Genomic DNA, 23,037 nt, shown 5'->3' with positions numbered 1-23,037 from the left:
ATTTTTAAAAATACTTATCAAAAAAATTGCAAACAAAATTTTTAAATTAAACCTTTATAGTATTAAAAATACAATTTGTGGCTGTAAAAGAATTCCTTAAATCCGAAGATACTGAATTTGCTTTTAGGATGGTACTGGGTGGAGCCATTCCTTTTGTAATTATGAGTTTCCTTGGAAAGCCTACCGATGGATTGCTTTTACTACTAGGATCAACTTTTATCTCTGGAATTGATTTACCGGCTGAATTACCGAGAAAACTCAAATTAATGGGTTTTTCCCTGATAACAAGCCCGCTATTATTTTCCATTATTTCATTTTCTGCCTCTTTTCCTATCCTACTATATGCTGTTCTTTTCGGTTTTATATTTCTATTCAGCTTTCTAGCCCCTTTCTCTTACCATTTCGGAAAGGTAGCCTTTGTATCCAATCTTGCAATTATGCTTTCCCTGGGGTTTGCATCCAATTTATCCGGTCCATCTGAAATACTTCATGCTACTTTGTTGATTTTTTTTGGCGGTGCCTGGTATATTATTTTTGCATCGGTTATGCACTTTATCCAGCGCCCCATCCAGGTGTCACGAAGATTGTCAAAAACCATAAACCTGACAGCTGAATACTTTGAATTGCGTGAAAAATTATTCCAACCCGATTTTGATAGTGCCCAAATCCAAATGGAACTATCCAATAAGCAAGCGGAGGTCAGTGCGAGTCACGAAAAAGTAAGGGCTATGCTTATGCGCGACTATGGTTACAAAATCAACCCGAGAAATAGAATGGGACGGTTTCTCTATATTTTCGCAGCCCTGGTTGACCTTTTCGATGAAGCAATAGCTACATCCTGGAAATTATACCAGGCCTTTAATATCGACGATGATAACCAGGCAAAAAGGCTCATGATAGAAATCAATACACATATTGGACATTCTATCCGTGTACTGAACGACGTTTTTGATCAAAATTCTCGGGCTAATTTTGATGACCTGAAATCCGAATTATCGCAAAAGACTCAAGAATTACAAAATGAAATGGATAATTTGCGGGATATTTCCGAACACGAATTAAGTTCGGATTATGCATATAGAACCCACAAAATCATCCAAATCTATATCAAGCAGCAATTAGCTACTTTAAATCAACTCTTTTCCATTGTACAAGAAGATAAAAATTTTTCAATGGATGACGTTACCCCCCAAACCATCAGACATTTTGAAACCAGTGATCGACTTCGTATTGACAGACTGGCCGGTCATTTCACATTTCATTCCGGGTATTTCAGGTATGCTCTACGTGTCGCTGTTACGGCCCTGTCTGCTTATTTAATTGCGCAGTTACTAAACTTTCAAAATCCCAATTGGGCCCTGTTCACGTCGCTTGTAATTCTCAAACCAGGATACAGGGTTTCTCGACAAAGACTGGTTTATCGGGTACTGGGGACTACGGGTGGAGTAATCCTGGCTTACTTCCTGTTTGTCACTGCCAGTCCCGGCCATGTCATTAGCAGTATTCTTTTTTTGATTGCTTTTTTCGGTGGTTTTTCATTTCTGAATAAAAACTATGTAGTAGCCTCCATCTTTTTTACGGTTTACATCCTCTTCCTTTATCGGTTTCTGGACCGTGATTTTATTCCATCCGCCTTTTTCAGGTTTATAGATACTTGCCTGGCAGCAGTCTTATGTATTTTTTCAATCCGGCTTTTATTTCCTTACTGGGAGAACAAGAGCATAAAATATTTTCTGATTGACTCACTCAATGCTTCCCTCCTTTATTTCAAGAGTATATTATCAGAATTAGGCCACAGGGAGGTAAATATTACGAACTATAAAATCAATAGAAAAGACGCCCAACTGAAAATGGGAAACTTCATGAACTCCTACCAACGTATTTTGTCTGAACCCAAGACCAAACAAGGCCCTGTATCGGAATATTCAGAATGGATATTACTTTCTTCCGGGATCCTATCTGTTTGTTCTAATTTTGGTCTTTTTCTCCAACGTCACAAGGATTATATTCTAGAAAAGGCGTATTTAGTATCGTATTTTGATTTTGTACGTAAGTATTGGACAACCGTAATCAATGATATTGACTTGCAGCAGGAAGACCATAATATGACCCATGAAATTGTCAACAACATGAAAAAGGAAATGCAGGACGATATTGACAGATTGCAAAAAGATGCTTCCCTACTTTCCGGGGGATATACGGAAGTATATGTCAACCGGATAAATGAATTGTTTTTTGTCGAAGAGTTACTTTCCCTGACGCAACTTTTGCAACACCTCAGTAGTTCTGCCCGAAATTCAGCTATCCTTGAACAAGGAAACCTAAATATTAAATACAGCTAAGACAACCAACGGTATGGATATGCAATACATTACAATTCTGGACATTCTCGGTACGATTGTTTTCGCTATCAGTGGCACTATGACGGCCTTGAACAACAAGTTTGATTTATTCGGCTCGCTAGTAATAGCCTTTGTTACGGCATTGGGTGGCGGAATGCTTAGAGACGTTCTTTTAGGTGATGCACCAGTTCTGTGGGTTAAAAATCCTGAATACTTACTATACGTTTTTACCGGATATTTACTCGTTCTGCTTTTCAACCCATTCATCCTGAAACTGCGGAAAACACTATTTTTATTCGATACGATAGGAATCGCCATATTTACTATTCTCGGATTGGAAAAGACATTAGAATTAGGCTTTCATCCCGTGATTGCTTTAACGATGGGTGTTATTTCAGCTGTTTTCGGAGGAGTAATAAGGGATTTACTCACTAATATAGTCCCACTAATATTCAGGAAGGAAATATATGCTACGGCCTGCCTGACTGGAGGATTATGCTACCTCATTTTAGAAAATTTTAACTTCAATCACGATATCAATATCATAGCGACCGTAGTTTTAATAATTATTATCCGTATTCTTGCAGTAAGATATAAATGGTCATTAACTTTAATCCATCAAACAATCGATTATAAATTGTGATGTAATCAAATAGATAAATTGTCATAATACATGAAAAGAAGAAATTTCGTAAAAACCACCCCCGCCATTTTAGCTTCAGGAACCGTACTAGCTAATACTCCTTTTCCACATTATACCAAAAAGGCTCTTTCTAAATCAAATATAAAAACCGTACTTTTTCAAGGGGATTCCATCACCGATGCCGGGAGAGACAAACTGGACCCGAAACCTAATTCAACTAATGCACTTGGAAGAGGCTACGCTTTCCTGTCCGCAGCCGGATTATTGGAAGAATACCCTGAAATGCAATTGGATATATACAATAAAGGGATTAGTGGAAATAAAGTATTTCAACTTCGCGATCGATGGGAAGAAGACTGCTTTGCTCTCAACCCCAATGTCCTGAGTATTCTAATCGGTGTAAATGACCATTGGCATTCCCTTCGGGACTATAAAGGCACCCCACAGGTATATCGAGAAGACTACGACAATTTATTACAGAAAACAAAAGATCAATTGCCAGATATCAAATTGATCATTTGCGAACCGTTTATACTCCTCGATGGCAAAGCCATTGAAAAAGATAAATGGATCCCTGTTTTTGACCAATACCGTACTTTTGCAAAAGAGTTGGCAAGGAAATATAAGGCAGAATTTGTGCCTTTCCAATCCATTTTTGACAAGGCATTGGAAAAAGCCCCTGCCTCCTATTGGGCTCCAGATGGAGTACACCCGGCTTTACCCGGTGCACAACTGATGGCCAGCCATTGGCTGAAAGCGTTTAAAAAATGTCTTTAAATCTCATATAAACTTCTTTATTTCTTTTTGGAATATCAATTATTTATTGCTATATTATTTTGCATATTTAATAAATAAAATATAATAAAATGGCAATAGTAAAAGTAATTGAAGTAATCGGTTCCAGCGAAAAAAGTTTTGATGATGCTGTGCAATCTGTCGTAACAGAAGTGTCCAAAACAGTGAGAAATATTGATTCCGTATATGTAAAAGATATGAAATGCCATGTCAGTGACGGAAAAATCAGTTCTTACGGTGTAATATGTAATGTTTCCTTCCGGGTGACTGATGGGAATGTATAGAAAATTATAATTTCTTAGAGCTTGTTTAAATTTTCATGATGGAAGAATAAAGTAATAAATTTTATTTTAGGCGAAGATGATTTCGAGGGTAAATGCGGAACATGTATCAAGAAAGCATACCGAGTATAAAATAAAATTTACCTTTAACAATAACTCATTAATGGCTTTTTTCCGAAGGGATGCCCCTTGACATAAACAACCTCTAATTAGTAAAAATGAAGATATTAAATTTTCAAGGCCCTCTCTAGAATAAAGAAAGGGCTTTTCTATTACTCTTGAAAAGTGACAATATCGGCACTAATAAGGGCATCATATCTTGCACCAAAAGGCCTGTAATACGTAAGAATCAAATAATAATTCTCTGTCTCATTTGAGTTGCCTTCCAACGAATCAAAATTCAAAGTTTCACCGTCAGAGGAAGTAGCATATAGATAATCATACCGGCCTTGTTTCATCATGACGGTACCTGTATACATACCAGCTTCCGAATTCCATTTTAATCGAAATCTGGGATCCGGTTTGAAATTATTGAATGCCCCGACCACATATACATCATCACCCCCAGGAACATCCATTGTTTTCAACTTAAAATCAACCTCCACATATTCACTTCTGGTCTCAGGGTTTTGAGAGAAAGTATTTTGATTCTGTATAATAAAATCGCCATTCTGATCCCGTTCGAAAAAATACGTCTTTCCCGCCCTGGACTCTTCAACTTCCTTGGTAACTACATACCCATCGTTGTATTCTGTGATCTCATCAATTCCGTAACTGCGGTAATCAAGACTTCTCAAATCAAGAGGCCTGAAGTCCATACTGCCCGGAAAAATAGCATTAGCTCTCCAATCAAATTCAATGGTATTATTAAAAACATTTCTCGGGGGAATTCCGTAAACACCCTTTTCCCAAATACCATTCTGTAATATGGTCACTCGTATATCCTGTAGCGGATTCGAAAGGGGAAATTCTTTGAAATTCACTTCAAAATCCAATGCCTGATGGGTTCTCATCTCACTCACCCTGGTAGGCCTTTTTAATTGGGCCCTGGCAAATACATTCTTATCTACGACCATAAATTTTCGGATGATCAATACCTCATCCGTATCTTCATCAAATACCGTAATCAGGTAATTACCACTCATTTTAGGTCGCAATGAACGGTTGGGGAATTGAACTTCGTAGTGAACATAATTTACATGTGTCTGGTTGGAAAAGGAATAATCGTTAATTAATTGATCGTTAATACCTTCCAAATATTCAAATTCACGAAGATCGGTTGGGTTCCAGTTTTGATCACAATGCTGAAGCTTATACCGCAAATACTTGGCATCTTCTGTCAATTCATCAAATGACAAAACCAATCCATTGGGATCACCTAGGGTAAATATCGGAACACTGTAATTAGTCCCGGGAACCCCCATCTTTACCGAATATATGCTAGATGCCGTTTTCTCTTGTCCCCAAATGGCACTTAGAACGAATGAAAAGCATATAACCAGCACTATTTTACCCTTTATCATATTTTCCATAACGGAATATATAACTTGATTTTGAAATATAAAAGTTCATTTGGCGAGGAATTAATTTTCTATGCAAAAACAACTTCATAAGATTTACCCATGTGGGTTATTCAACCAATGCCTACACATTCATCCACTTCATATGATTTTTTTCCAACAAAACAGTCAATGCTATTTAGAGATCTACAGCTCTCACTACCACCTAATTTATCACCTCCTATCCTACCTTTAAAGTGGTAATGGAAAAAGATTTTTCTCTACCTAATCAGTTTAAAAAACTGAAACTTCTTCGTTACTGGTTAATGCGGACAGCAGATTCAAGAGTTCTTTGAAAACAGTCAAATCTTGCGATCACTCTCATTTGCCTATTGGCCTTTTTGCCAACTACCTACTCCCTCTCAACGTGCCTACTTCCAAAGACCCCGGAGAGGGTGTGAATATGTCAGAATCAATATTTAGCTCTATCCCTGACCCCGGAAGGGTCTCAGTATACTTTTAAAGTACAGGCCTCCTTTTACTTGCTCGATACTACCCAACTACTAAACTACCTAACTACCCAACTACCTAACTACACAACTACTAAACTACCCAACTACTAAACTACTAAACTACCTAACTACTAAACTACTAAACTATCCAACTACTAAACTACACAACTACCTAACTACTAAACTACCTATCTACCCAACTAACTAACTACCAAACTCCCAAACTAACTAACTACCTGACTACCCGACTAACAAACTACCCAACTAACAACTCACCCATTTATTGCCCTTAATTGTAAACCTCCAAGGCATTTCAGCCCACTCTTTCGCATAATCCACTCCAATTCGTTTCGAGGCAACGATATTTTCATCAGGAATACGCTCGCCATATTCCAGCCAGCAAGTTCCCTGGCCAAAATTTGTCAATTCCTGTCCGGTGTACTGGGTGGTAATACCCAAAGCCTGGGTCAATTTTCCCGGACCATTGGTCAAATTGTATTTATTTCCTGAGGTAAATCTTCTTCGCTTTTGCATAATTTCTATTCCCTGTACCGGCTCAATCGCTCTGATCAAAACTGCCTGGGCTTCATCCTTTTGTCCCGTAACGATATTAAATAAATGATGAATTCCATAACACAAATAAACGTAAGCCACCCCGCCCCTGTCAAACATTATCTCTGTTCGCGCGGTCCGTTTATTGCCATAGGCATGGCAAGCCTTGTCTTCGGGTGCTTTATATGCTTCAGTCTCCACGATCACTCCTGCAGTCAATACGCCTTCAAATGAAGTACACAAATGCATACCCAACAAACTTTTTGCTAATCCCACCGCATCGGAGGACTGAAAGTACTTTTGAGGCACCTCCAAACCCATTAACGTCTTTGATAATTGGGTGATTCTTTGGTAATAACGATGTTATGAGGATGACTTTCCGTAATTCCACTGGAAGTAATTGATATGAATTTGGCCTTTTGTAAATCTTTAATTGTAGCTGCGCCACAATACCCCATCCCGGCACGCAATCCCCCAATATACTGTACCATCACCTCAGATAAGTACCCTTTATAAGGTGTCCTACCTTCAATGCCCTCGGGTACAAGCTTTTTTATATCGTCTTCAACATCCTGAAAATAACGATCTTTAGACCCCAATTCCATGGCACCCAACGATCCCATTCCTCTGTATGTCTTGAATTTTCTACCTTCAAAAATAATCGTTTCACCAGGTGCTTCATCGACACCCGCAAAAAGGGACCCTGCCATCACGGTATCCGCTCCGGCCACCAGTGCTTTCACTATATCTCCGGTAAAACGAATTCCTCCGTCCCCAATAACCGGAATGCCGGTATCTTTAATCGCATTTTTAGCCGAATAGATAGCACTCAATTGTGGAACACCCACACCGGCAACGACCCTGGTAGTGCAGATACTACCCGGACCTACCCCTACTTTTATACCATCTACACCTGCATCTACCAATGCCTTAGCTCCTTCCCCTGTGGCTACATTTCCACCTACAATCTGTAAATCCGGATACTTCTTTTTGATTTCTGATATTGTATTCAGTACGCCTCTTGAATGCCCGTGCGCTGTATCTACACATATCATATCGACATCGACATTGACCAGGGCTTCTACCCTGTCGAAAGTGTCGTGAGTCACTCCGACCGCAGCACCTACTCTCAACCTTCCGTAACTATCCTTACACGCATCCGGATAATCCTTTACTTTCAGCAAATCCTTGTAAGTAATTAATCCTATGACCCTGTAATGGTCATCGACCACAGGTAACTTTTCTATTTTATTAGCCTGGAGTACACCCTGTGCCTTTTCCAGGTCAGTTCCCGCAGGTACAGTTACCAGGTTATCTTTGGTCATTAATTCGGTAACAGATTTATTGACATCCGTTTCAAACCTCAGGTCCCGGTTCGTCAATATTCCGACCAAAGTTCCATCATCTTCTTTAATAGGAATCCCCCCGATCTTAAAGTTTTTCATAATACGCTGCGCCTCACCTATCGTAGCTTTAGGAGATAACGTAACGGGATCCAAAATCATCCCACTTTCACTGCGCTTCACAGACCGTACCTGGTCAGCTTGTTCTTCAATAGTCATGTTCTTATGGATTACCCCCAATCCTCCCTGACGCGCTATGGAAATAGCCAGCCTTTTCTCTGTCACCGTATCCATCGCCGCACTGATAATAGGTGCATTAATTCTGATTTCACGTGTCAACTGAGCTGAGATATCTACTTCTCGGGGTAAAACTTCCGAATACAAGGGGACGACAAGTACATCGTCAAAGGTTAATCCCTGTGTAATAACTTTTTGATCTGATGATTGCTTAATTTCCATGCGCAAAAATAGAGTTTATTCTATAAAATGTATAATTGTGAATTAAAAAAATTTAAATTGGCGACATGAAAGATACCGATCCAATTTTTATGCAACAGGCCTTAAACCTTGCCAAACAAGCACTGGAAAGAGATGAAATTCCAATTGGAAGTGTGATTACATACAACGACAAAATCATTGCACGTTCTTTCAATCAGGTAGAAATGTTGACCGACCCAACTGCCCACGCAGAAATGATTTCCATAACATCTGCCATCAATGCTGTGGGTGGAAAATACCTGGAAGATTGCACTTTATATGTTACCCTTGAACCCTGCTTTATGTGTGCGGGTGCAATCCATTGGAGTCGATTATCCCGGGTCGTATTTGGTGCTCCTGACCCCAAAAAAGGATTTACAAATTACCAACCATCTGTTTTACTTGATAAAGTTGAAATCCTTTCTGGCGTAATGTCAACGGAATGCGAACAACTAATCAAGCGTTTTTTTCTAAAAAAAAGACGCTAAGGAAACCATAAGTCTTGAGTTTTCACCCCCTGGTCAACAAAAATGATAAGGGAAAATCCATCCATATTTTTTATTCGGATTCTCTCTATGGCCATGGCCTTTACTTTTTTTTATCCTATCACCCAAACAGCTGATACGAGAAGCAACAGTTATTCTAAATCCAATGACCACAAATGGTTTGCATTTTGGGCTGGGGTATATAACTCCTGGAACTACATTTAAACAATTCTACACCCACAAACTTCCATTTTGTGAGCATGCAATATTTAACATTTTAAAAAAATTATAATATCCTTTAGCATGGTTAAAATACATTTAATTTCAAAAAGAACTCTTCGAGATTTATTAATTTAAGAATTATAATCAGCCATTTTATTACTATGATGAAATATACATTAATTACAGTTATAGCCGTTTTTATCCTTAGTAGCTGCGGCACATCCCTTCGGCCATTTTCGGAAAATTTAATTGAAGAATATGCATATGACGACTATGCCCTGGAAAATATTCAGTTTTATTTATCCGAACCTATCGTATTAACACGCACTTTATCGGGTGGTGAATCCGCCATAGACCATGGAAGGATTACGGTTAAGAGGGGCAAAAAAGTAGAGGAAATAATTTTCAAAGAAGGCACTCCCGGACAATATATTTTCAGCCCTCAAAAAAATCATCTTGCGATTTCATTTGAATCCAATAACGACAATTATTTAATTTTCGGTCCGATAAAAAATCGAAAAGGGATATACAGGCTTTTAGCTAAGAAGTGGGAAGAAGATTATGGCACGGTGTCTTATAATGGAAAAGAATATTTCACACCGGCATCCTCTGCTTATGCTACTTTGCTTGTCGATATCAAAACCCGAAATACAGTGCAACGGCGTGTCAAAGAAGTGGAAGGCAGGACAATAAACCAGGGGCACCGCTAAGAAGTAAAGACGGCTTTCGACGCTATTAAAAGTTAAATTCTACTGCATCTTTCTTCTGTAGCGTACCAATGTTAGGCAATGAATGCATTTACCCTCATTTCTAGCGTTTACGAACCCCCTTTACCATAGGTACAAACCTGAAATAATCAAATTTTTCAATAGTCAGTTTTGGTTTTGTATTAGTGATACGGATCATTTGCTGTGCATCATCTTTTTTACCCATCGGGAATACAATTATTCCCCCGGATTCCAATTGACTTATCAAAGTTTCTGGCATAGATTTCGGAGCAGCAGTAAGGAGTATTTTATCGAATGGAGCATATCTTTCCAGCCCCTGAAACCCGTCCCCTAAAAATGTCCTGATCCCACCATACCCCAGCTTTTCGAGCAACCCTTTTGTACGAACATAGAGGGTTTCCTGCCGTTCAATGGAGTATACCCTAGCTCCAAGTTCGTATAAAACCGCAGCCTGGTACCCACTTCCTGTACCTATTTCCATAATGCGATCTTTTTGGTGAACCTTGAGAAGCTGCGTTTGATAAGCTACCGTATACGGCTGGGAAATGGTCTGATCTTCCCCGATGGGAAAGGCTACATCTTTATATGCCCAATCATCAAAACCACTATCCAGGAAAAAATGCCTGGGAATTTTCCCTATAACTTCAAGTATTCTTGTATCCGAAATACCTTTGGCTTTCACTTCCCTTACCAGTCTTTTTCGCAAACCTTTATGTCTGTATGAATCTTTCATCTCATCTATATCTAAAATATCTGACCATAAGTGATTAGTACAACCTATATTTTCATCATTTATGACCAACAGGCTCAATTACTATCCACTTCCACCTTCTACGAAGATATTAAATTAAATTTCAATATGACATTCTGATTTAAACTTCTTGGTTCATTTTAATTATAATCCCCTTCAGAACAAGCGCTAAGACAACATATCCTTAAAAGGAATATTCTACCATGCGCTGATGAATGCGTAAAGGATACATAACGAACCTGATTAAAAGATTCAATTTTCATTTCAAAAAGCGTACAATTTGTTTTTGTAAGACGAATATCCAGTTTCAAGTTGAGTCGATAGAATTAATAATTTATTTACAAAAGGATTATGTTAACCCAAAAAATTTACCGAATTTTTCGCCCAAAGGTCAGGCGAATTGCAAAATATAGATATCAATCAATATAGGTTAATAAATAAATTTGAGAGTATTTCCCTCATATGGGCTAGAAATTTTTTGCAGTGGTCTGGAGTATCCTGGCATTTATCGTCAGGTGATTAAACCTTGAATAAAAGATTGTTTATCAATCATTTATCACTATTCATCACCATTATTTTTCCCGAAATCTTTTGCCGTAGGGATCAATTTGTGGCGGTGATGTCAAGTTTAACGTGGGTTTAATTTCTTTTTTTCCTATAAAGGATAAAATAAATTACTGATATTAATAATTTATATATTTTAATCACCGTAAAACTAGAATAATCGATGAAGATCAAGTTTGGAACTGATGGATGGAGAGCTATAATTGCGAAAGACTATACGGAAGAAAATCTCCGAAGGGTGGCTGAAGGTACTGCCCAATACATGAAAGACCAGGGATTAACAAAAGCTGTAATCGGATATGATTGTCGGTTTGGCGGTGAACGCTTTACCAACATTACAGCAGGTGTTTTGGGCGCGTATGGAATCCATGTTATATTAAGTTCGCAGGGATTTTCTTCCACGCCAATGGTTTCTTTGGCAGTTAAAGAGTTTGCATTAGATCTCGGAATTGTAATCACTGCCTCTCACAATCCTCCCTCCTATAACGGTTACAAACTAAAATCAAGCTACGGAGGACCTAGCATTCCTTCAGAAATTGAAGCCGTGGAAAACAGGATCCCGGACAAGGCCGGTATAGAAGTTTTATCGCTCGAGGAAATGGAATCCAAGGGGTTGTTAGAATACAGAAGTCTCGAAGATCTTTACTTGGAAAAAATAAAAAATTCTTTTGACCTTGACCTTATCCGTAATTCCGGTTTGAAAATAGCCTATGATGCCATGTATGGTGCAGGTCAAAATATCATCCGAAAATTATTCCCTAAAGCAGAGTTACTCCACTGTGAATTTAACCCTTCTTTCCTTGGACAGGCCCCTGAACCTATTGATCGTAATTTGGGGGAACTTTCTTCATTGATTACATCCAACCCCGGGAAATTCGATGTAGGACTAGCAAATGACGGGGATGCCGACCGAATTGGTATGTATGACGAAAAAGGAAAATTTGTTGATTCCCATCACCTATTATTATTACTCCTCCAGTATATGGTCGAATATAAAAACGTAAAAGACCGGGTAATAATCACCTTCTCTGTAACTGATAAAATGAAGAAATTAGCAGAATCCTATGGTTTGGAAGTCGAAATAACCAAAATAGGATTCAAATATATCGCACAACGAATGCAGGAAGTAGAGATAGTGGTAGCGGGAGAAGAATCAGGAGGGATTGCGATATCAGGGCATATTCCTGAACGGGACGGCATTTGGATTGGGTTGGTAATTTTTGAATTTATGGCTAAATCCGGCCAATCACTTACTCAATTAGTTGACAATCTCTATAAAAAAGTAGGGGCATTCACTTGTGATCGCGACGACCTCCATATCAGTGAAAGTCAAAAAACCAACATCCTCAACCACTTAAAAGATAATACACCCGAAAAGTTTGGTGAATATTCTGTGGAAAAAGTTGAAACTTTAGACGGGTACAAATTCACCTTTGACAATGGTGATTGGACCATGATCCGTCCATCAGGCACAGAACCCGTTCTCAGAGTTTACGCCCAGTCAGAATCCCCTGAAAAAGTACGAAAGGTTTTAGATGCGGTTCACAAAACTTTGAATGCGCTGTAGTATTGAACCTGTTAATTTGAATGAATAATTTGAAAAAAAAGATATTATTTTATATTTCGCTACCACTTATTTTATATTTATTCTCCTGTGGTTCCAAAGAGAACAAGCTGAGTTCGGGTAGAGAAATTTATAAAAAGTATTGTGTCAATTGCCATGGAGCGGATGGAACTTTATCTACCAATGGTGCCCTGGACTTAAGCGCATCCAGAATTTCGATGGATGCACGCAAGCAGATAATCAATGAAGGAAGAATTACCATGACAGGATTCAAAGAAGTATTATCTCCGGCTCAAATAGATTCTGTTGCAAAATATACTATAACTTTGCAGAAATAAACCATGCAATGAGAACGGACAAAAAGATATTGGTAACAGGTGGAACAGGATTTTTGGGCGTATATATCCTAAAGGAATTACTTGATACCGGATATAAAAATATCTTCGCTCTATACAGATCTGCTGAAAAAAAGTCGCTATTACCTGAAGAATTACAAAACGCAATACAATGGATTGAAGGTGACATTTTGGACGTACAGGGGATGTATGATATTATTTCCGAAATGGATAAGGTAGTTCACACAGCAGGGTTAGTGTCTTTTGCCAAAATGGACCGGGATGATTTGTTCTCTATAAATGTTGATGGCACAGCTAATATAGTTAATGCTTGTATCCAACATGGCGTGGATAAATTAGTACACATCTCTTCGATAGCAGCGATTGCAAAACGAAAAAACGGAAGGCTTATTGATGAGGATACCGAATGGGTCCAAAATAAACATACTTCTCACTATGCCTTATCAAAATTTCAGGGTGAAATGGAAGTATGGCGGGGTGCGGCTGAGGGGTTGAAAACAGTGATACTCAATCCGTCTATAATCCTCGGAGCAGGTGCATGGCAGCAAACTTCCTGTAAAATGTTTATGGAAGTACATAAAGGCTTGAAATATTATACACCTGGCAGTACCGGATTTGTCGATGTACGTGATGTAGCCGCTTGTACTGTAGAATTGATGGAATCAGAAATTTCAGCTGAACGGTATATTATCAATGAATCAAATTACACTTTTCGGGAAATTTTCACTTTCATAGCCCACCACCTCGGTAAAAAACCACCTTCGAATCATGCCCCTAAATGGTTGGCACAATCGATAGCTACATTCGAAAAATATAAATCCCTTATTACGGGCATTCGGCCGATTATAACAGAAGATAGCATACGCAATGCTTATGAGGATTTTAATTACAACAACAAAAAGATCCAAAACGACATTGGCATACAATTTATCCCCATTAAAAATACGATTAAAGAAACCTGTTCATTACTTTTAGAAGCAGAAAAAGAAAATTTTCCCCCTCTATTTTTACAGACGTCACAAAAAAGCGAAAATGCGAATAGGGTTTGATGCCAAACGCGCCTTCCACAACAGGACAGGATTGGGAAATTATTCGAGGACCCTACTTTGGAATCTAAAAAAATATTTCCCGGAGGATGAATACATCTTGTTTTCGCCAGGAACGAAAAAGAATTTTCCCGAATTATCTGCGAATTTTGAAGTAGTCACTCCGAATAGTAAAAATCCACTTTGGAGGAGTTTTGGTATCAAGAAAGATATTGATACCAAAAATATTGATATATTTCACGGTCTCTCCAATGAATTGCCTTTTGGAATCGACAAGTTACAAATTGCCAGCGTCGTCACTATACACGACGTTATTTTTGAATCGGTACCACAAGATTTTTCATTTTTCGATCGCCAGGTGTTTCGGACAAAAACCGTAAAGTGTATCCGGGAAACAGATCTGATAATAGCGATAAGTCAGGCTACAAAGGAAGCGTTAATCAATCATTATTCTGTACCGGAATCAAAGATTGAGGTAGTATATCAACCCCATGACCCAATATTTGACAGTAGCCCGTTACGGCAGGAATACCAAACCGAATTAAAAAAATCCCTCCAACTACCCGATGATTTTGTCCTGTATGTTGGTTCAGTCATGAAGCGCAAAAACACCATGCGTCTAATACACGGATGGGAACAAATGAATACAGACATTCCTCTTCTCATATTTGGTGGCGGAAATAAATTCAGAAAAAAAGTTCAGAATTACATAGTTGATAACAATTTAACTCCGAAAGTACAATTAAGGAATCCCGTATCATTCAATCTGTTGCCGGGTCTTTATAAAATGGCCTCGACCGTTATTTACCCTTCTACTATAGAAGGATTTGGTTTACCCGTTCTCGAAGCATTGGCCTGTGGAGCAAAAGTAGTAACTTCGGAAATTAGTTCTATGCCCGAGGCAGGAGGGGCCCACTGTACGTACATTGACCCATTTGATACCCAATCTATAGCTCATGGCCTGGATGAAAGCCTCAACAACTTCCGGCACGACAGAAAAGGCTTGTCACTACACCTGGAACGATTTAATTCTAAAGTTCTTACCGAGAAGGTGCATAATATCTATAAGAATCTCCCCAATTTTTAATATATTTGTATCAAATTTTTGAATTTTATAATCATTTCAAATTTATCATTTTATGTCTGTAGATACTAAATTAAATTACAAAGTAAAGGATATCAGCTTAGCTGGTTGGGGACGAAGGGAAATTGAGTTGGCCGAAGCAGAAATGCCCGGGCTTATTACTTTGAGAGAACGGTATGGCAAGGATAAGCCCCTCAAGGGAGCCAGAATTGCCGGATGCCTTCACATGACGATCCAGACTGCTGTTCTTATCGAAACGCTAGTAGAACTAGGCGCCGAAGTATCATGGTCTTCTTGCAATATTTTTTCAACGCAGGATCACGCTGCTGCAGCTATTGCCGAAGCAGGAGTTCCTGTTTATGCCTGGAAAGGTGAGACTGAAGAAGAATACAACTGGTGTATTGAACAGACATTATTTGCTTTTGAAGAGGGCAAACCCCTTAACATGATCCTTGATGACGGCGGAGACCTTACGGCCATGATTTTTGAAAAATACCCTGAATTAATCGGAGGTATACAGGGTGTTAGTGAGGAAACTACCACGGGTGTTTTAAGGCTCTATGAACTGGAAAGAAATGGAAAGTTACCCATCCCGGCAATAAACGTTAACGACTCGGTAACCAAATCCAAATTTGACAACAAATACGGATGTCGGGAATCCTGTGTTGATGCAATTCGAAGAGCAACCGACCTAATGCTTGCCGGGAAAGTAGCCGTAGTAGCCGGGTATGGTGATGTAGGAAAAGGATCAACTGCTTCTTTGCGGGGCGCAGGATGCAGAGTGATTGTTACTGAAATAGACCCCATTTGTGCACTTCAGGCAGCCATGGAAGGATTTGAAGTAAAATCTATGGAAGAAGCAGCTAAAGAAGCTGACATAGTGGTTACAGCAACCGGGAATAAAGATGTAATTTCCGAAAAACATTTCAGGCTGTTGAAAGATAAAGCCATTGTATGTAATATTGGCCACTTTGATAACGAAATAGATATGGCCTGGTTAAATAAAAATTACGGTGATACAAAAGTGGAAATAAAACCACAAGTTGACAAATACAATATTGAAGGTAATGACGTCATCGTATTGGCAGAAGGAAGATTAGTGAATTTGGGATGCGCTACGGGACATCCTTCTTTCGTAATGTCCAATTCTTTTACCAATCAAACATTGGCACAAATTGAATTGTGGAATAACAATAATCAATACGAAAATAAGGTATATACCCTGCCTAAACAATTAGACGAAGAAGTAGCCCGGTTGCACCTAGCAAAAATTGGTGTACAACTCGAGACATTGACTGATGAGCAGTCCCGATATATCGGTGTTGCCAAAGAGGGTCCATATAAACCCGAATACTATAGATATTAATAAATTATAATTTAACGGCGTTCTTTTCGGGACGCCGTTTTTTATTTCCATGTACTTCCAACTATTCATATTATTATTGAACATAATTTTTCCACCGACGGGGCCCCACCCTATCCATATAAGTAAAACTTCAATTCAATACACACCTCAGAACAATATCCTCCAGATTACATCCCATATCTTCATCGATGACCTGGAATATGGTATTTCCGGAAAGAAATCTAATCAACTATTTTTTTGTACAAATAAAGAAGTTGCCAATGCAGATTCTCTTATTAGTGCATACATTAAAAAACACCTTGTAATGGAGGCTGATGGTCAGAAAATCCAGCTGACTGTTTTGGGCAAGGAACGTTCTGATGATTACGCTGGAGCCTGGATATATATTGAATCAAAACTTCAAGAAAAACCACATAAAATACTAATATACAATAATATACTTCTAAACACTTACAGTGATCAAAAAAATATATTAAATTTCTTTACTCCGGACAAATCAATATCGAGAGTACTGTTGTTTGATAAAAATAATATTAAGGAAGAGATCAACATTAAATCATGATAAAAAAAATTTTAATTCTTCCCATTAGAATTTATCAAATAGTAATTTCACCGCTTTTGGGACAAAATTGCAGGTTTACACCGACTTGTTCTCACTATATGATCCAGGCCATTGAAGAATGGGGGCCATTCAAGGGCATTTATCTCGGGATAAAGAGAATTAGCAAATGTCATCCCTGGGGCCCTCACGGACATGATCCTGTGCCTAAAAAGAACCATAAGAACAAGGGTTAAAAATCAATCTTATCATTTAACTATTTTTATTATTCCGTACCTTTGTAATATGGATATGCTAAGAAGACCACGGAGAAATCGAGCCAGTAAAGTACTGCGATCTATGGTAAGGGAAAATTTCGTTACAACTGACGATTTAATCTACCCCATGTTTGTTATGGATGGTGAAAATAAAAAAGAAGAAATAAAATCTCTACCTGGTAATTTCAGGTTTTCTCAAGACCGGATTATTGAAGAAATAGGTGAGTGTATAGATTTGGGATTGAAGTCATTTATGATATTTCCGGCTGTAGAAGAATCATTAAAAGACAGTCATGCAAGCTATAGTTATAGTCCAGAAAACTTTTATTTGCAGATTGCTTCCGAATTAAAATCAGTTTTTCCTTCTATTTGTCTAATCAGCGATGTTGCGATGGACCCCTACAGTTCGGATGGACACGACGGAATTGTGGAAGACGGAAAGATTCTAAACGACGAGTCACTGGAAATTCTGGGCAAAATGTCATTAGCACAAGCGGAAGCAGGATTTGACCTCATTGGCCCCTCGGATATGATGGATGGACGCGTGCAATACATTAGGGAAATACTTGACCGGAATGGTTACACCACTACGGGAATAATGTCTTACACAGCTAAATATGCCAGTGCTTTTTATGGCCCATTTAGGGATGCTCTTAATTCTGCACCCAAATTTGGCGATAAAAAATCATATCAAATGGATCCGTCCAATCAAAGAGATGCAATGATAGAAGCAGATTTGGACACCATGGAAGGAGCAGACTTCCTCATGGTAAAACCTGCAGTCCACTATCTAGATATTATTCATTTGTTAAAGAGTAATTATCCACTTCCTATAGCTGGCTACCATGTATCAGGGGAATGTGCAATGCTAATGGCGGCCATTGAAAAAGGCTATATCGACGGAGAAAAAGCCATTCCGGAAACCTTGTTGTCACTAAAGCGGGCAGGCTGCGATGTAATTATCACATACTTGGCCAAAGGTTATGCGAAATCACTAAACCATTAGATAGTGTCGAAAATTTCAATTTTATTTAGAACTTGTTTTTTTATAACTTCTTTCTTAATCGTCCTTGGTGCGTTAGAAGCTCAAAATCCATTTGATATAAAATCCAGGACGAAAGATAGTATCCAGCTGGAAACAATTCCTCAAAAAAAAGAATTAATTAAATCCCCGCTCCCAAAAGCTACTCAACCAAAAATAAGTACTGCTCCGGAACCAGAAAAGAACAGTGATAAAACCAACCCCCTTGATATACAAACAAGAGATGAAAGTCAAAGAAAAGATTCTATTCCCGACAAAAATGAAGAAAATGTAGTACTAGAGGACCAAACGATTCAAGCACCCGGGCCAGAGCCCCAACTTGAAGAACGTATCCCTGAAAATAAAAAAAATAAGGAACCTATAATTTCGTTTACCCCTCGGGAATTAAATACAGTTTCTTCAAGTGAGTACTGGGTTTATATATTTGACTTAATAATATTATTCCTGGTTACCGGTTTATTCATGTATGACCGGGAAATATTCGGTCATATTCGGAAAGCTTCTGTCCACGAAAATTACCTTCGGTTTTTATACAGGGATTTTTATCTGCGAAAATCCTTTCCTTTCTGGTATCTAAATCTCTTGTATTTACTTGGATTGGGATTCATTATATACAAGACCGGAGTAGCCTATAGTTTTAGTCCTTCGTTTGGAAAATTCCTAATAATATTACTAGCTGTTTGTGGACTATTTTCCATCAAGCATCTGGTATTAAAATTCTTAGCTTCCCTTATCGAAAAGCCATTTGAGGTCAAATTTTATCAATATTGGACTGTTTTATACTCCGGTTTAATAGGAGTTGTATTAATTCCAATAATTTTAATGTTATCGTTTTTCCCCTCTTCATTTCTATCAAAAGCCAGTATAGGAGTAGGTTTTATACTATTATTATTTTTGGGATACAGACAAGTAAAAGCTTTAATTCATGGAAGATTTTATCTTTCCAAACATCTTTTTCAAATTTTTCTGTATTTTTGTGCCGTCGAAATCATACCAATTTTTTTGGTATTTGTATTTTTGACACCATTTTAAAAAGCTAAAAAACAGAATTTTAGCATGGCGACAAAGACACCATTGCAAGCAAAAAGTCAACTGGAAGTCAAATCCATTTTAGTTTCTCAACCAAAACCGGAGCATTCTCCGTACTACAAACTGGAAGAAAAGTACGGAATAAAAATAGATTGGAGACCCTTTATCCATGTAGAGCCGGTTCCGGAGAAAGAATTTAGAAAAACAAAAATAAAGCCAGATGAGTTTACTGCTATCATTTTCACAAGCAGGAACTCTATAGACCATTTCTTTGGATTATGCGAAGAAATGAGGATTAAAATGCCCTCAAGTACTAAATATTTCTGTCTTTCAGAGGCCATAGCCAATTATCTCCAAAAATTTATCGTGTACCGAAAACGGAAAGTTTTTGTTGGGAAAAGACTTATTAATGATTTAGAACCCTATTTTAAAAAGCACAAGTCTGAAAAATTCTTGTTGCCTACCTCTAATTTGGGCAGTAAACCTGTCCAGAATTTCCTGAGTTCCATGAAAATTGATTATCAGGAAGCCATGATGTACAGGACCGTAAGTAGTGACTTGTCGGACCTGGCTTCAATCACATACGATGTATTAATTTTCTTCAGTCCGTTGGGTATACAATCACTATACGAAAATTTCCCGGATTTCAAACAAAATAAGACCAGGATAGCTGTTTTTGGAAAAAGTACGAGCAAGGCAGTATTGGACAAAGGTTTGACCATCAATATTCATGCTCCTTCAAAGGAAGCACCTTCCATGTCTATGGCCCTTGAAAATTATATCAAGGAAGTAAATGGGGAGGACTAATTTCACGTTTGATGAATTAAAAAATCTAATACATACCATCCCGGATGAACAACTTCCGGGCCATACCACTTCTTCAGTATTTTCTGAATTTAGCAATAGAAACAAAAGGCAATTTTTTGGTTCTACAGCTGATTATCATCCTGAAAACATTCAAGAAGCCGGCGTTGTATTATTAATACACGAAAAAAGAAATATTCCTTATCTGACTTTTATAAAAAGATCTGTTTCTCCTCAAGACACCAAACACAGTGGACAAATAGCCTTCCCCGGTGGTAAAAAAGAAATTGGAGAAACCCTTCGCGAGTGCGCTTTCCGAGAGTTGGAAGAAGAAATCGGCATCCAAATCCCCGGTGACTATAATCCCAAAAGACTCTCCCCATTCTATGTTTTTGTAAGTAATTTTATGATCCACCCTTTTATTTGTTTGCAGCGGGATATCGGCCAATACAAATTAGACACGATAGAAGTAGATTCGATTATTGAAGCCCCATTAACAGGATTGGATACATATTATAAAATCTACAAAAGCGATATGTATGTCCGAAATAATCATTTACTCCAGGTCCCGCATTACCAACTTGGACAACATCAATTATGGGGAGCTACTGCAATGATATTCACAGAATTATTGTATATTATTCAAAATCATTCCGATGAATAAAAAACAATTTTTCAGAAATATATTTGCAATAGCAGTCATTCCTTTTTCCTATTTTTTCTGCGGCACCAGCATTACCCAAAGCCCCGACCAATCCCTGTTGGATAAAATAAAGCTTCCGAAAGGGTTTTCCATTGAATACTACGCATCTGAAATTGAAAATGCACGGTCAATGGCCTATTCAGATAAAGGTATACTCTTTGTAGGAACCAGAAATGAAGGATCTGTATACGCTATTATAGATGTCAATAGAGATTTTTCTGGTGATAAGAAAATCGAAATAGCCAGGGAAATGAATATGCCCAATGGTGTCGCATTGGACAATGGGGACCTCTATGTAGCTGAGGTCAGCAGAATATTGAAGTTTCCCGATATTCTGGATCAAATTCTCAATGGTAAAGAAGATAATTTCAATTTTGAGGTAATATTTGATGATTTTCCAGAAGAGACCCATCACGGATGGAAATATATCGATTTCGGGCCGGATGGGAAGCTATATGTTCCTGTCGGAGCCCCTTGTAATATTTGCGAACCGGAAAAAGAGATTTTTGCTACTATCACTCGAATGGATAAAGATGGATCCGGATTTGAAATTGTGCACAAAGGTATTCGAAATACCGTGGGAATGACCTGGCATCCTACAACCGGTGAATTATGGTTTACCGATAACGGCGGCGATAATCTCGGGGACAACAGACCTGCTTGTGAACTCAATCACGCCAATGAAGATGATATGGATTTTGGTTACCCGTACTGCCATCAGGGGGATTTACCGGATCCTGACTTCGGTAAAAAACACAAATGTTCAGAATTTACACCTCCTGCCATTAAACTAGGACCACATGTAGCCCCATTAGGACTGGAATTTTATACCGGTGATCAATTTCCGGATGAATACCAAAATCAGCTACTCATTGCCGAACACGGAAGTTGGAACCGGAGCAACAAAATAGGATATCGAATTACGCTGGTAAACATAGAGGATTCCAGGGCAACTAACTATACTACATTTGCCGAGGGTTGGCTGGAAGGAGAAACCACCCTGGGAAGACCGGTAGACCTGGAAATTCTACCAGATGGATCCCTGTTGGTCTCAGACGATTATCACGATGCTATTTACCGTATACGTTATGATAGAAAATAATTTATACGAAAGACTGCAATATGTGGACTCTTCGCGGGAAAACAGGCAAGAAATTGCTGATTGGATATTAAATTCTCCTGAATTATTTTCCTCCCTGTTGAAAAATTGCTTTGCAGATACAAATTCAGATACATCGCGGAAAGCATTTTGGTCCCTTGAATTCGTTTGTAAAAAGAAACTTGAATGGTTGATTCCCCATCTGGATTATTTTTTCAATCACTTGCATTTAGTCAAAAATGATTCCTCAATTCGTTCCCTTTCCAAAATATGTGAACTTCTCTGCACCGAATATTATCATAAGAACAACCCGGTTTTTATTCAGAACATTACCTCAAAACATCTTGACAAGCTTACAGAAACGGCCTTTGATTGGTTAATAGGGAATCACAAAGTAGCTGTAAAAGCTCATAGCATGCAATGCCTGTATTACCTCGGCACTGAAAATGTATGGATCCACAAGGAATTAACACCAATCCTCCATGCGGGTTTCAACCAACATTCCGCAGGGTATAAAGCCCGGGCAAGGCATATCTTAAAATCTATAAGAGAATAACCTCTATATCGCATAGGTATACAATATCTCTACATATCACATCTGTATCGATAGAAATTACATTTCACATAAAAAAACATATTTGTTTAATTTCTTGATTGTATTTGGCATAATCTCCCATGGTAAATAAGGAGTCAGCCATCCAGCACTCCAGGCGTTCCCCTTGGTCTGCACAAAGTAAACCCCACAAATTGTATTATCAAGTTTCACCTAGAGGCTTATAACTCCCGACTTCTAACTTCTGACTCGTAACTTTTCACTTACTAGTAACTAATAATTTGCCACATATTTACCGCAATAACACTACCGACCCCACCTTTGACTTTTTCCGTCCATGATCGTCTTCGTACACCACCTGGACGATATACACACCTGGTG

General features: G+C 38.4%; 23 protein-coding genes. 19 read left to right on the top strand and 4 right to left on the bottom strand.

The genetic code is table 11. The features are described from left to right. The first annotated feature begins 77 nt into the window (after positions 1–77). From LVD47_RS20340 to LVD47_RS20325, 4 genes are all read left to right on the top strand, one after another. Positions 78–2,342, top strand: coding sequence for an FUSC family protein (locus tag LVD47_RS20340; protein WP_236980160.1), 2,265 nt, complete (start codon positions 78–80; stop codon positions 2,340–2,342). Between the two features lie 19 nt (positions 2,343–2,361). Next, a complete protein-coding gene (locus tag LVD47_RS20335; RefSeq protein ID WP_236980158.1) occupies positions 2,362–2,985 on the top strand; it encodes a trimeric intracellular cation channel family protein in 624 nt (207 codons plus the stop codon). Positions 2,986–3,015: 30 nt separating this feature from the next. Then, entirely contained in the window at positions 3,016–3,762 is a 747-nt protein-coding gene (locus LVD47_RS20330) for an SGNH/GDSL hydrolase family protein (protein WP_236980156.1), read from the top strand. Positions 3,763–3,851: 89 nt separating this feature from the next. After that, positions 3,852–4,064, top strand: a complete 213-nt coding sequence (locus tag LVD47_RS20325; protein ID WP_236980153.1) for a dodecin family protein — start codon at positions 3,852–3,854, stop codon at positions 4,062–4,064. A 269-nt stretch (positions 4,065–4,333) separates the two neighbouring features. Here the strand turns inward: LVD47_RS20325 and LVD47_RS20320 are convergent, their stop codons facing one another. The 3 genes from LVD47_RS20320 to guaB all read right to left on the bottom strand — a co-directional run bounded on the left by LVD47_RS20320 (position 4,334) and on the right by guaB (position 8,426). Continuing rightward, the gene (locus LVD47_RS20320) at positions 4,334–5,593 is read right to left on the bottom strand and encodes a type IX secretion system plug protein (protein WP_236980151.1); all 1,260 of its coding nucleotides are present in this window, start codon (positions 5,591–5,593) and stop codon (positions 4,334–4,336) included. A gap of 743 nt (positions 5,594–6,336) precedes the next feature. After that, positions 6,337–6,945, bottom strand: a complete 609-nt coding sequence (locus LVD47_RS20315) for a DNA-3-methyladenine glycosylase (RefSeq protein WP_236980149.1) — start codon at positions 6,943–6,945, stop codon at positions 6,337–6,339. Next, complete coding sequence (gene guaB / locus LVD47_RS20310) at positions 6,945–8,426, bottom strand: IMP dehydrogenase (RefSeq protein WP_236980147.1); 1,482 nt, start codon at positions 8,424–8,426, stop codon at positions 6,945–6,947. Before guaB ends, LVD47_RS20315 begins: the two co-directional genes overlap by 1 nt. A 65-nt stretch (positions 8,427–8,491) precedes the next feature. Between guaB and LVD47_RS20305 the strand changes: the two genes are divergently transcribed. Further along, complete coding sequence (locus LVD47_RS20305; protein ID WP_236980145.1) at positions 8,492–8,932, top strand: nucleoside deaminase; 441 nt, start codon at positions 8,492–8,494, stop codon at positions 8,930–8,932. 380 nt (positions 8,933–9,312) lie between these two features. Next, a complete protein-coding gene (locus LVD47_RS20300) occupies positions 9,313–9,861 on the top strand; it encodes a hypothetical protein (protein ID WP_236980143.1) in 549 nt (182 codons plus the stop codon). Positions 9,862–9,961: 100 nt separating this feature from the next. Here the strand turns inward: LVD47_RS20300 and LVD47_RS20295 are convergent, their stop codons facing one another. Further along, positions 9,962–10,612 carry a protein-L-isoaspartate(D-aspartate) O-methyltransferase gene (locus tag LVD47_RS20295; protein ID WP_236980140.1) on the bottom strand — a complete coding sequence of 217 codons (651 nt, stop codon included), beginning with the start codon at positions 10,610–10,612 and terminating at the stop codon, positions 9,962–9,964. Between the two features lie 745 nt (positions 10,613–11,357). Between LVD47_RS20295 and LVD47_RS20290 the strand changes: the two genes are divergently transcribed. The 13 genes from LVD47_RS20290 (at position 11,358) to LVD47_RS20230 (ending at position 22,659) form a co-directional block, all read left to right on the top strand. After that, entirely contained in the window at positions 11,358–12,761 is a 1,404-nt protein-coding gene (locus LVD47_RS20290; RefSeq protein ID WP_236980138.1) for a phosphohexomutase domain-containing protein, read from the top strand. 20 nt (positions 12,762–12,781) lie between these two features. Beyond that, positions 12,782–13,096, top strand: coding sequence for a c-type cytochrome (locus tag LVD47_RS20285; protein WP_236980136.1), 315 nt, complete (start codon positions 12,782–12,784; stop codon positions 13,094–13,096). Between the two features lie 8 nt (positions 13,097–13,104). Next, complete coding sequence (locus tag LVD47_RS20280; protein ID WP_236980134.1) at positions 13,105–14,163, top strand: SDR family NAD(P)-dependent oxidoreductase; 1,059 nt, start codon at positions 13,105–13,107, stop codon at positions 14,161–14,163. Beyond that, a complete protein-coding gene (locus LVD47_RS20275) occupies positions 14,147–15,247 on the top strand; it encodes a glycosyltransferase family 4 protein (RefSeq protein ID WP_236980132.1) in 1,101 nt (366 codons plus the stop codon). Before LVD47_RS20280 ends, LVD47_RS20275 begins: the two co-directional genes overlap by 17 nt. Positions 15,248–15,299: 52 nt before the next feature. Further along, the gene (ahcY, locus tag LVD47_RS20270) at positions 15,300–16,610 is read left to right on the top strand and encodes an adenosylhomocysteinase (protein WP_236980130.1); all 1,311 of its coding nucleotides are present in this window, start codon (positions 15,300–15,302) and stop codon (positions 16,608–16,610) included. A 76-nt stretch (positions 16,611–16,686) separates the two neighbouring features. Further along, a complete protein-coding gene (locus LVD47_RS20265; protein WP_236980128.1) occupies positions 16,687–17,172 on the top strand; it encodes a DUF6702 family protein in 486 nt (161 codons plus the stop codon). After that, positions 17,169–17,405: a membrane protein insertion efficiency factor YidD gene (gene yidD, locus LVD47_RS20260; RefSeq protein WP_236980126.1), complete on the top strand. Its 237-nt coding sequence runs from the start codon at positions 17,169–17,171 to the stop codon at positions 17,403–17,405. The genes LVD47_RS20265 and yidD overlap by 4 nt, the downstream gene beginning before the upstream one ends. A 55-nt stretch (positions 17,406–17,460) precedes the next feature. After that, on the top strand, positions 17,461–18,432 hold the full coding sequence (gene hemB, locus LVD47_RS20255) for a porphobilinogen synthase (protein ID WP_255785378.1): 972 nt from the start codon (positions 17,461–17,463) through the stop codon (positions 18,430–18,432). A 3-nt stretch (positions 18,433–18,435) separates the two neighbouring features. Continuing rightward, positions 18,436–19,500: a DUF4271 domain-containing protein gene (locus tag LVD47_RS20250; protein ID WP_236980121.1), complete on the top strand. Its 1,065-nt coding sequence runs from the start codon at positions 18,436–18,438 to the stop codon at positions 19,498–19,500. Between the two features lie 24 nt (positions 19,501–19,524). Further along, positions 19,525–20,304, top strand: a complete 780-nt coding sequence (locus tag LVD47_RS20245) for a uroporphyrinogen-III synthase (RefSeq protein ID WP_236980119.1) — start codon at positions 19,525–19,527, stop codon at positions 20,302–20,304. Further along, a complete protein-coding gene (locus LVD47_RS20240; RefSeq protein ID WP_236980117.1) occupies positions 20,291–20,965 on the top strand; it encodes an NUDIX hydrolase in 675 nt (224 codons plus the stop codon). The genes LVD47_RS20245 and LVD47_RS20240 overlap by 14 nt, the downstream gene beginning before the upstream one ends. Continuing rightward, a complete protein-coding gene (locus LVD47_RS20235; protein WP_236980115.1) occupies positions 20,958–22,106 on the top strand; it encodes a PQQ-dependent sugar dehydrogenase in 1,149 nt (382 codons plus the stop codon). Before LVD47_RS20240 ends, LVD47_RS20235 begins: the two co-directional genes overlap by 8 nt. Further along, complete coding sequence (locus LVD47_RS20230) at positions 22,093–22,659, top strand: HEAT-like fold family protein (RefSeq protein ID WP_236980113.1); 567 nt, start codon at positions 22,093–22,095, stop codon at positions 22,657–22,659. The genes LVD47_RS20235 and LVD47_RS20230 overlap by 14 nt, the downstream gene beginning before the upstream one ends. The last annotated feature ends 378 nt before the right edge of the window (positions 22,660–23,037 follow it).

It is taken from the genome of Membranihabitans maritimus (assembly GCF_021729145.1).
Lineage (GTDB): Bacteria > Bacteroidota > Bacteroidia > Chitinophagales > Saprospiraceae > Membranihabitans > Membranihabitans maritimus.
The sequence above is the reverse complement of the archived record's forward strand: the minus strand, read 5'-3'. Positions and strand labels throughout refer to the sequence as shown.

Bases quoted from the DNA above. Each gene is read 5' to 3' on its own strand.
- LVD47_RS20245 (WP_236980119.1), top strand. From the start codon at position 19,525: ATGGCGACAAAGACACCATTGCAAGCAAAAAGTCAACTGGAAGTCAAA.
- ahcY (WP_236980130.1), top strand. From the start codon at position 15,300: ATGTCTGTAGATACTAAATTAAATTACAAAGTAAAGGATATCAGCTTA.
- LVD47_RS20300 (WP_236980143.1), top strand. From the start codon at position 9,313: ATGATGAAATATACATTAATTACAGTTATAGCCGTTTTTATCCTTAGT.
- LVD47_RS20315 (WP_236980149.1), bottom strand. From the start codon at position 6,945: ATGGGTTTGGAGGTGCCTCAAAAGTACTTTCAGTCCTCCGATGCGGTG.
- LVD47_RS20280 (WP_236980134.1), top strand. From the start codon at position 13,105: ATGAGAACGGACAAAAAGATATTGGTAACAGGTGGAACAGGATTTTTG.
- hemB (WP_255785378.1), top strand. From the start codon at position 17,461: ATGCTAAGAAGACCACGGAGAAATCGAGCCAGTAAAGTACTGCGATCT.
- LVD47_RS20240 (WP_236980117.1), top strand. From the start codon at position 20,291: ATGGGGAGGACTAATTTCACGTTTGATGAATTAAAAAATCTAATACAT.
- yidD (WP_236980126.1), top strand. From the start codon at position 17,169: ATGATAAAAAAAATTTTAATTCTTCCCATTAGAATTTATCAAATAGTA.
- LVD47_RS20320 (WP_236980151.1), bottom strand. From the start codon at position 5,593: ATGGAAAATATGATAAAGGGTAAAATAGTGCTGGTTATATGCTTTTCA.
- LVD47_RS20295 (WP_236980140.1), bottom strand. From the start codon at position 10,612: ATGAAAGATTCATACAGACATAAAGGTTTGCGAAAAAGACTGGTAAGG.
- LVD47_RS20330 (WP_236980156.1), top strand. From the start codon at position 3,016: ATGAAAAGAAGAAATTTCGTAAAAACCACCCCCGCCATTTTAGCTTCA.
- LVD47_RS20335 (WP_236980158.1), top strand. From the start codon at position 2,362: ATGCAATACATTACAATTCTGGACATTCTCGGTACGATTGTTTTCGCT.
- LVD47_RS20275 (WP_236980132.1), top strand. From the start codon at position 14,147: ATGCGAATAGGGTTTGATGCCAAACGCGCCTTCCACAACAGGACAGGA.
- LVD47_RS20285 (WP_236980136.1), top strand. From the start codon at position 12,782: ATGAATAATTTGAAAAAAAAGATATTATTTTATATTTCGCTACCACTT.
- LVD47_RS20235 (WP_236980115.1), top strand. From the start codon at position 20,958: ATGAATAAAAAACAATTTTTCAGAAATATATTTGCAATAGCAGTCATT.
- LVD47_RS20305 (WP_236980145.1), top strand. From the start codon at position 8,492: ATGAAAGATACCGATCCAATTTTTATGCAACAGGCCTTAAACCTTGCC.
- LVD47_RS20325 (WP_236980153.1), top strand. From the start codon at position 3,852: ATGGCAATAGTAAAAGTAATTGAAGTAATCGGTTCCAGCGAAAAAAGT.
- guaB (WP_236980147.1), bottom strand. From the start codon at position 8,426: ATGGAAATTAAGCAATCATCAGATCAAAAAGTTATTACACAGGGATTA.
- LVD47_RS20290 (WP_236980138.1), top strand. From the start codon at position 11,358: ATGAAGATCAAGTTTGGAACTGATGGATGGAGAGCTATAATTGCGAAA.
- LVD47_RS20230 (WP_236980113.1), top strand. From the start codon at position 22,093: ATGATAGAAAATAATTTATACGAAAGACTGCAATATGTGGACTCTTCG.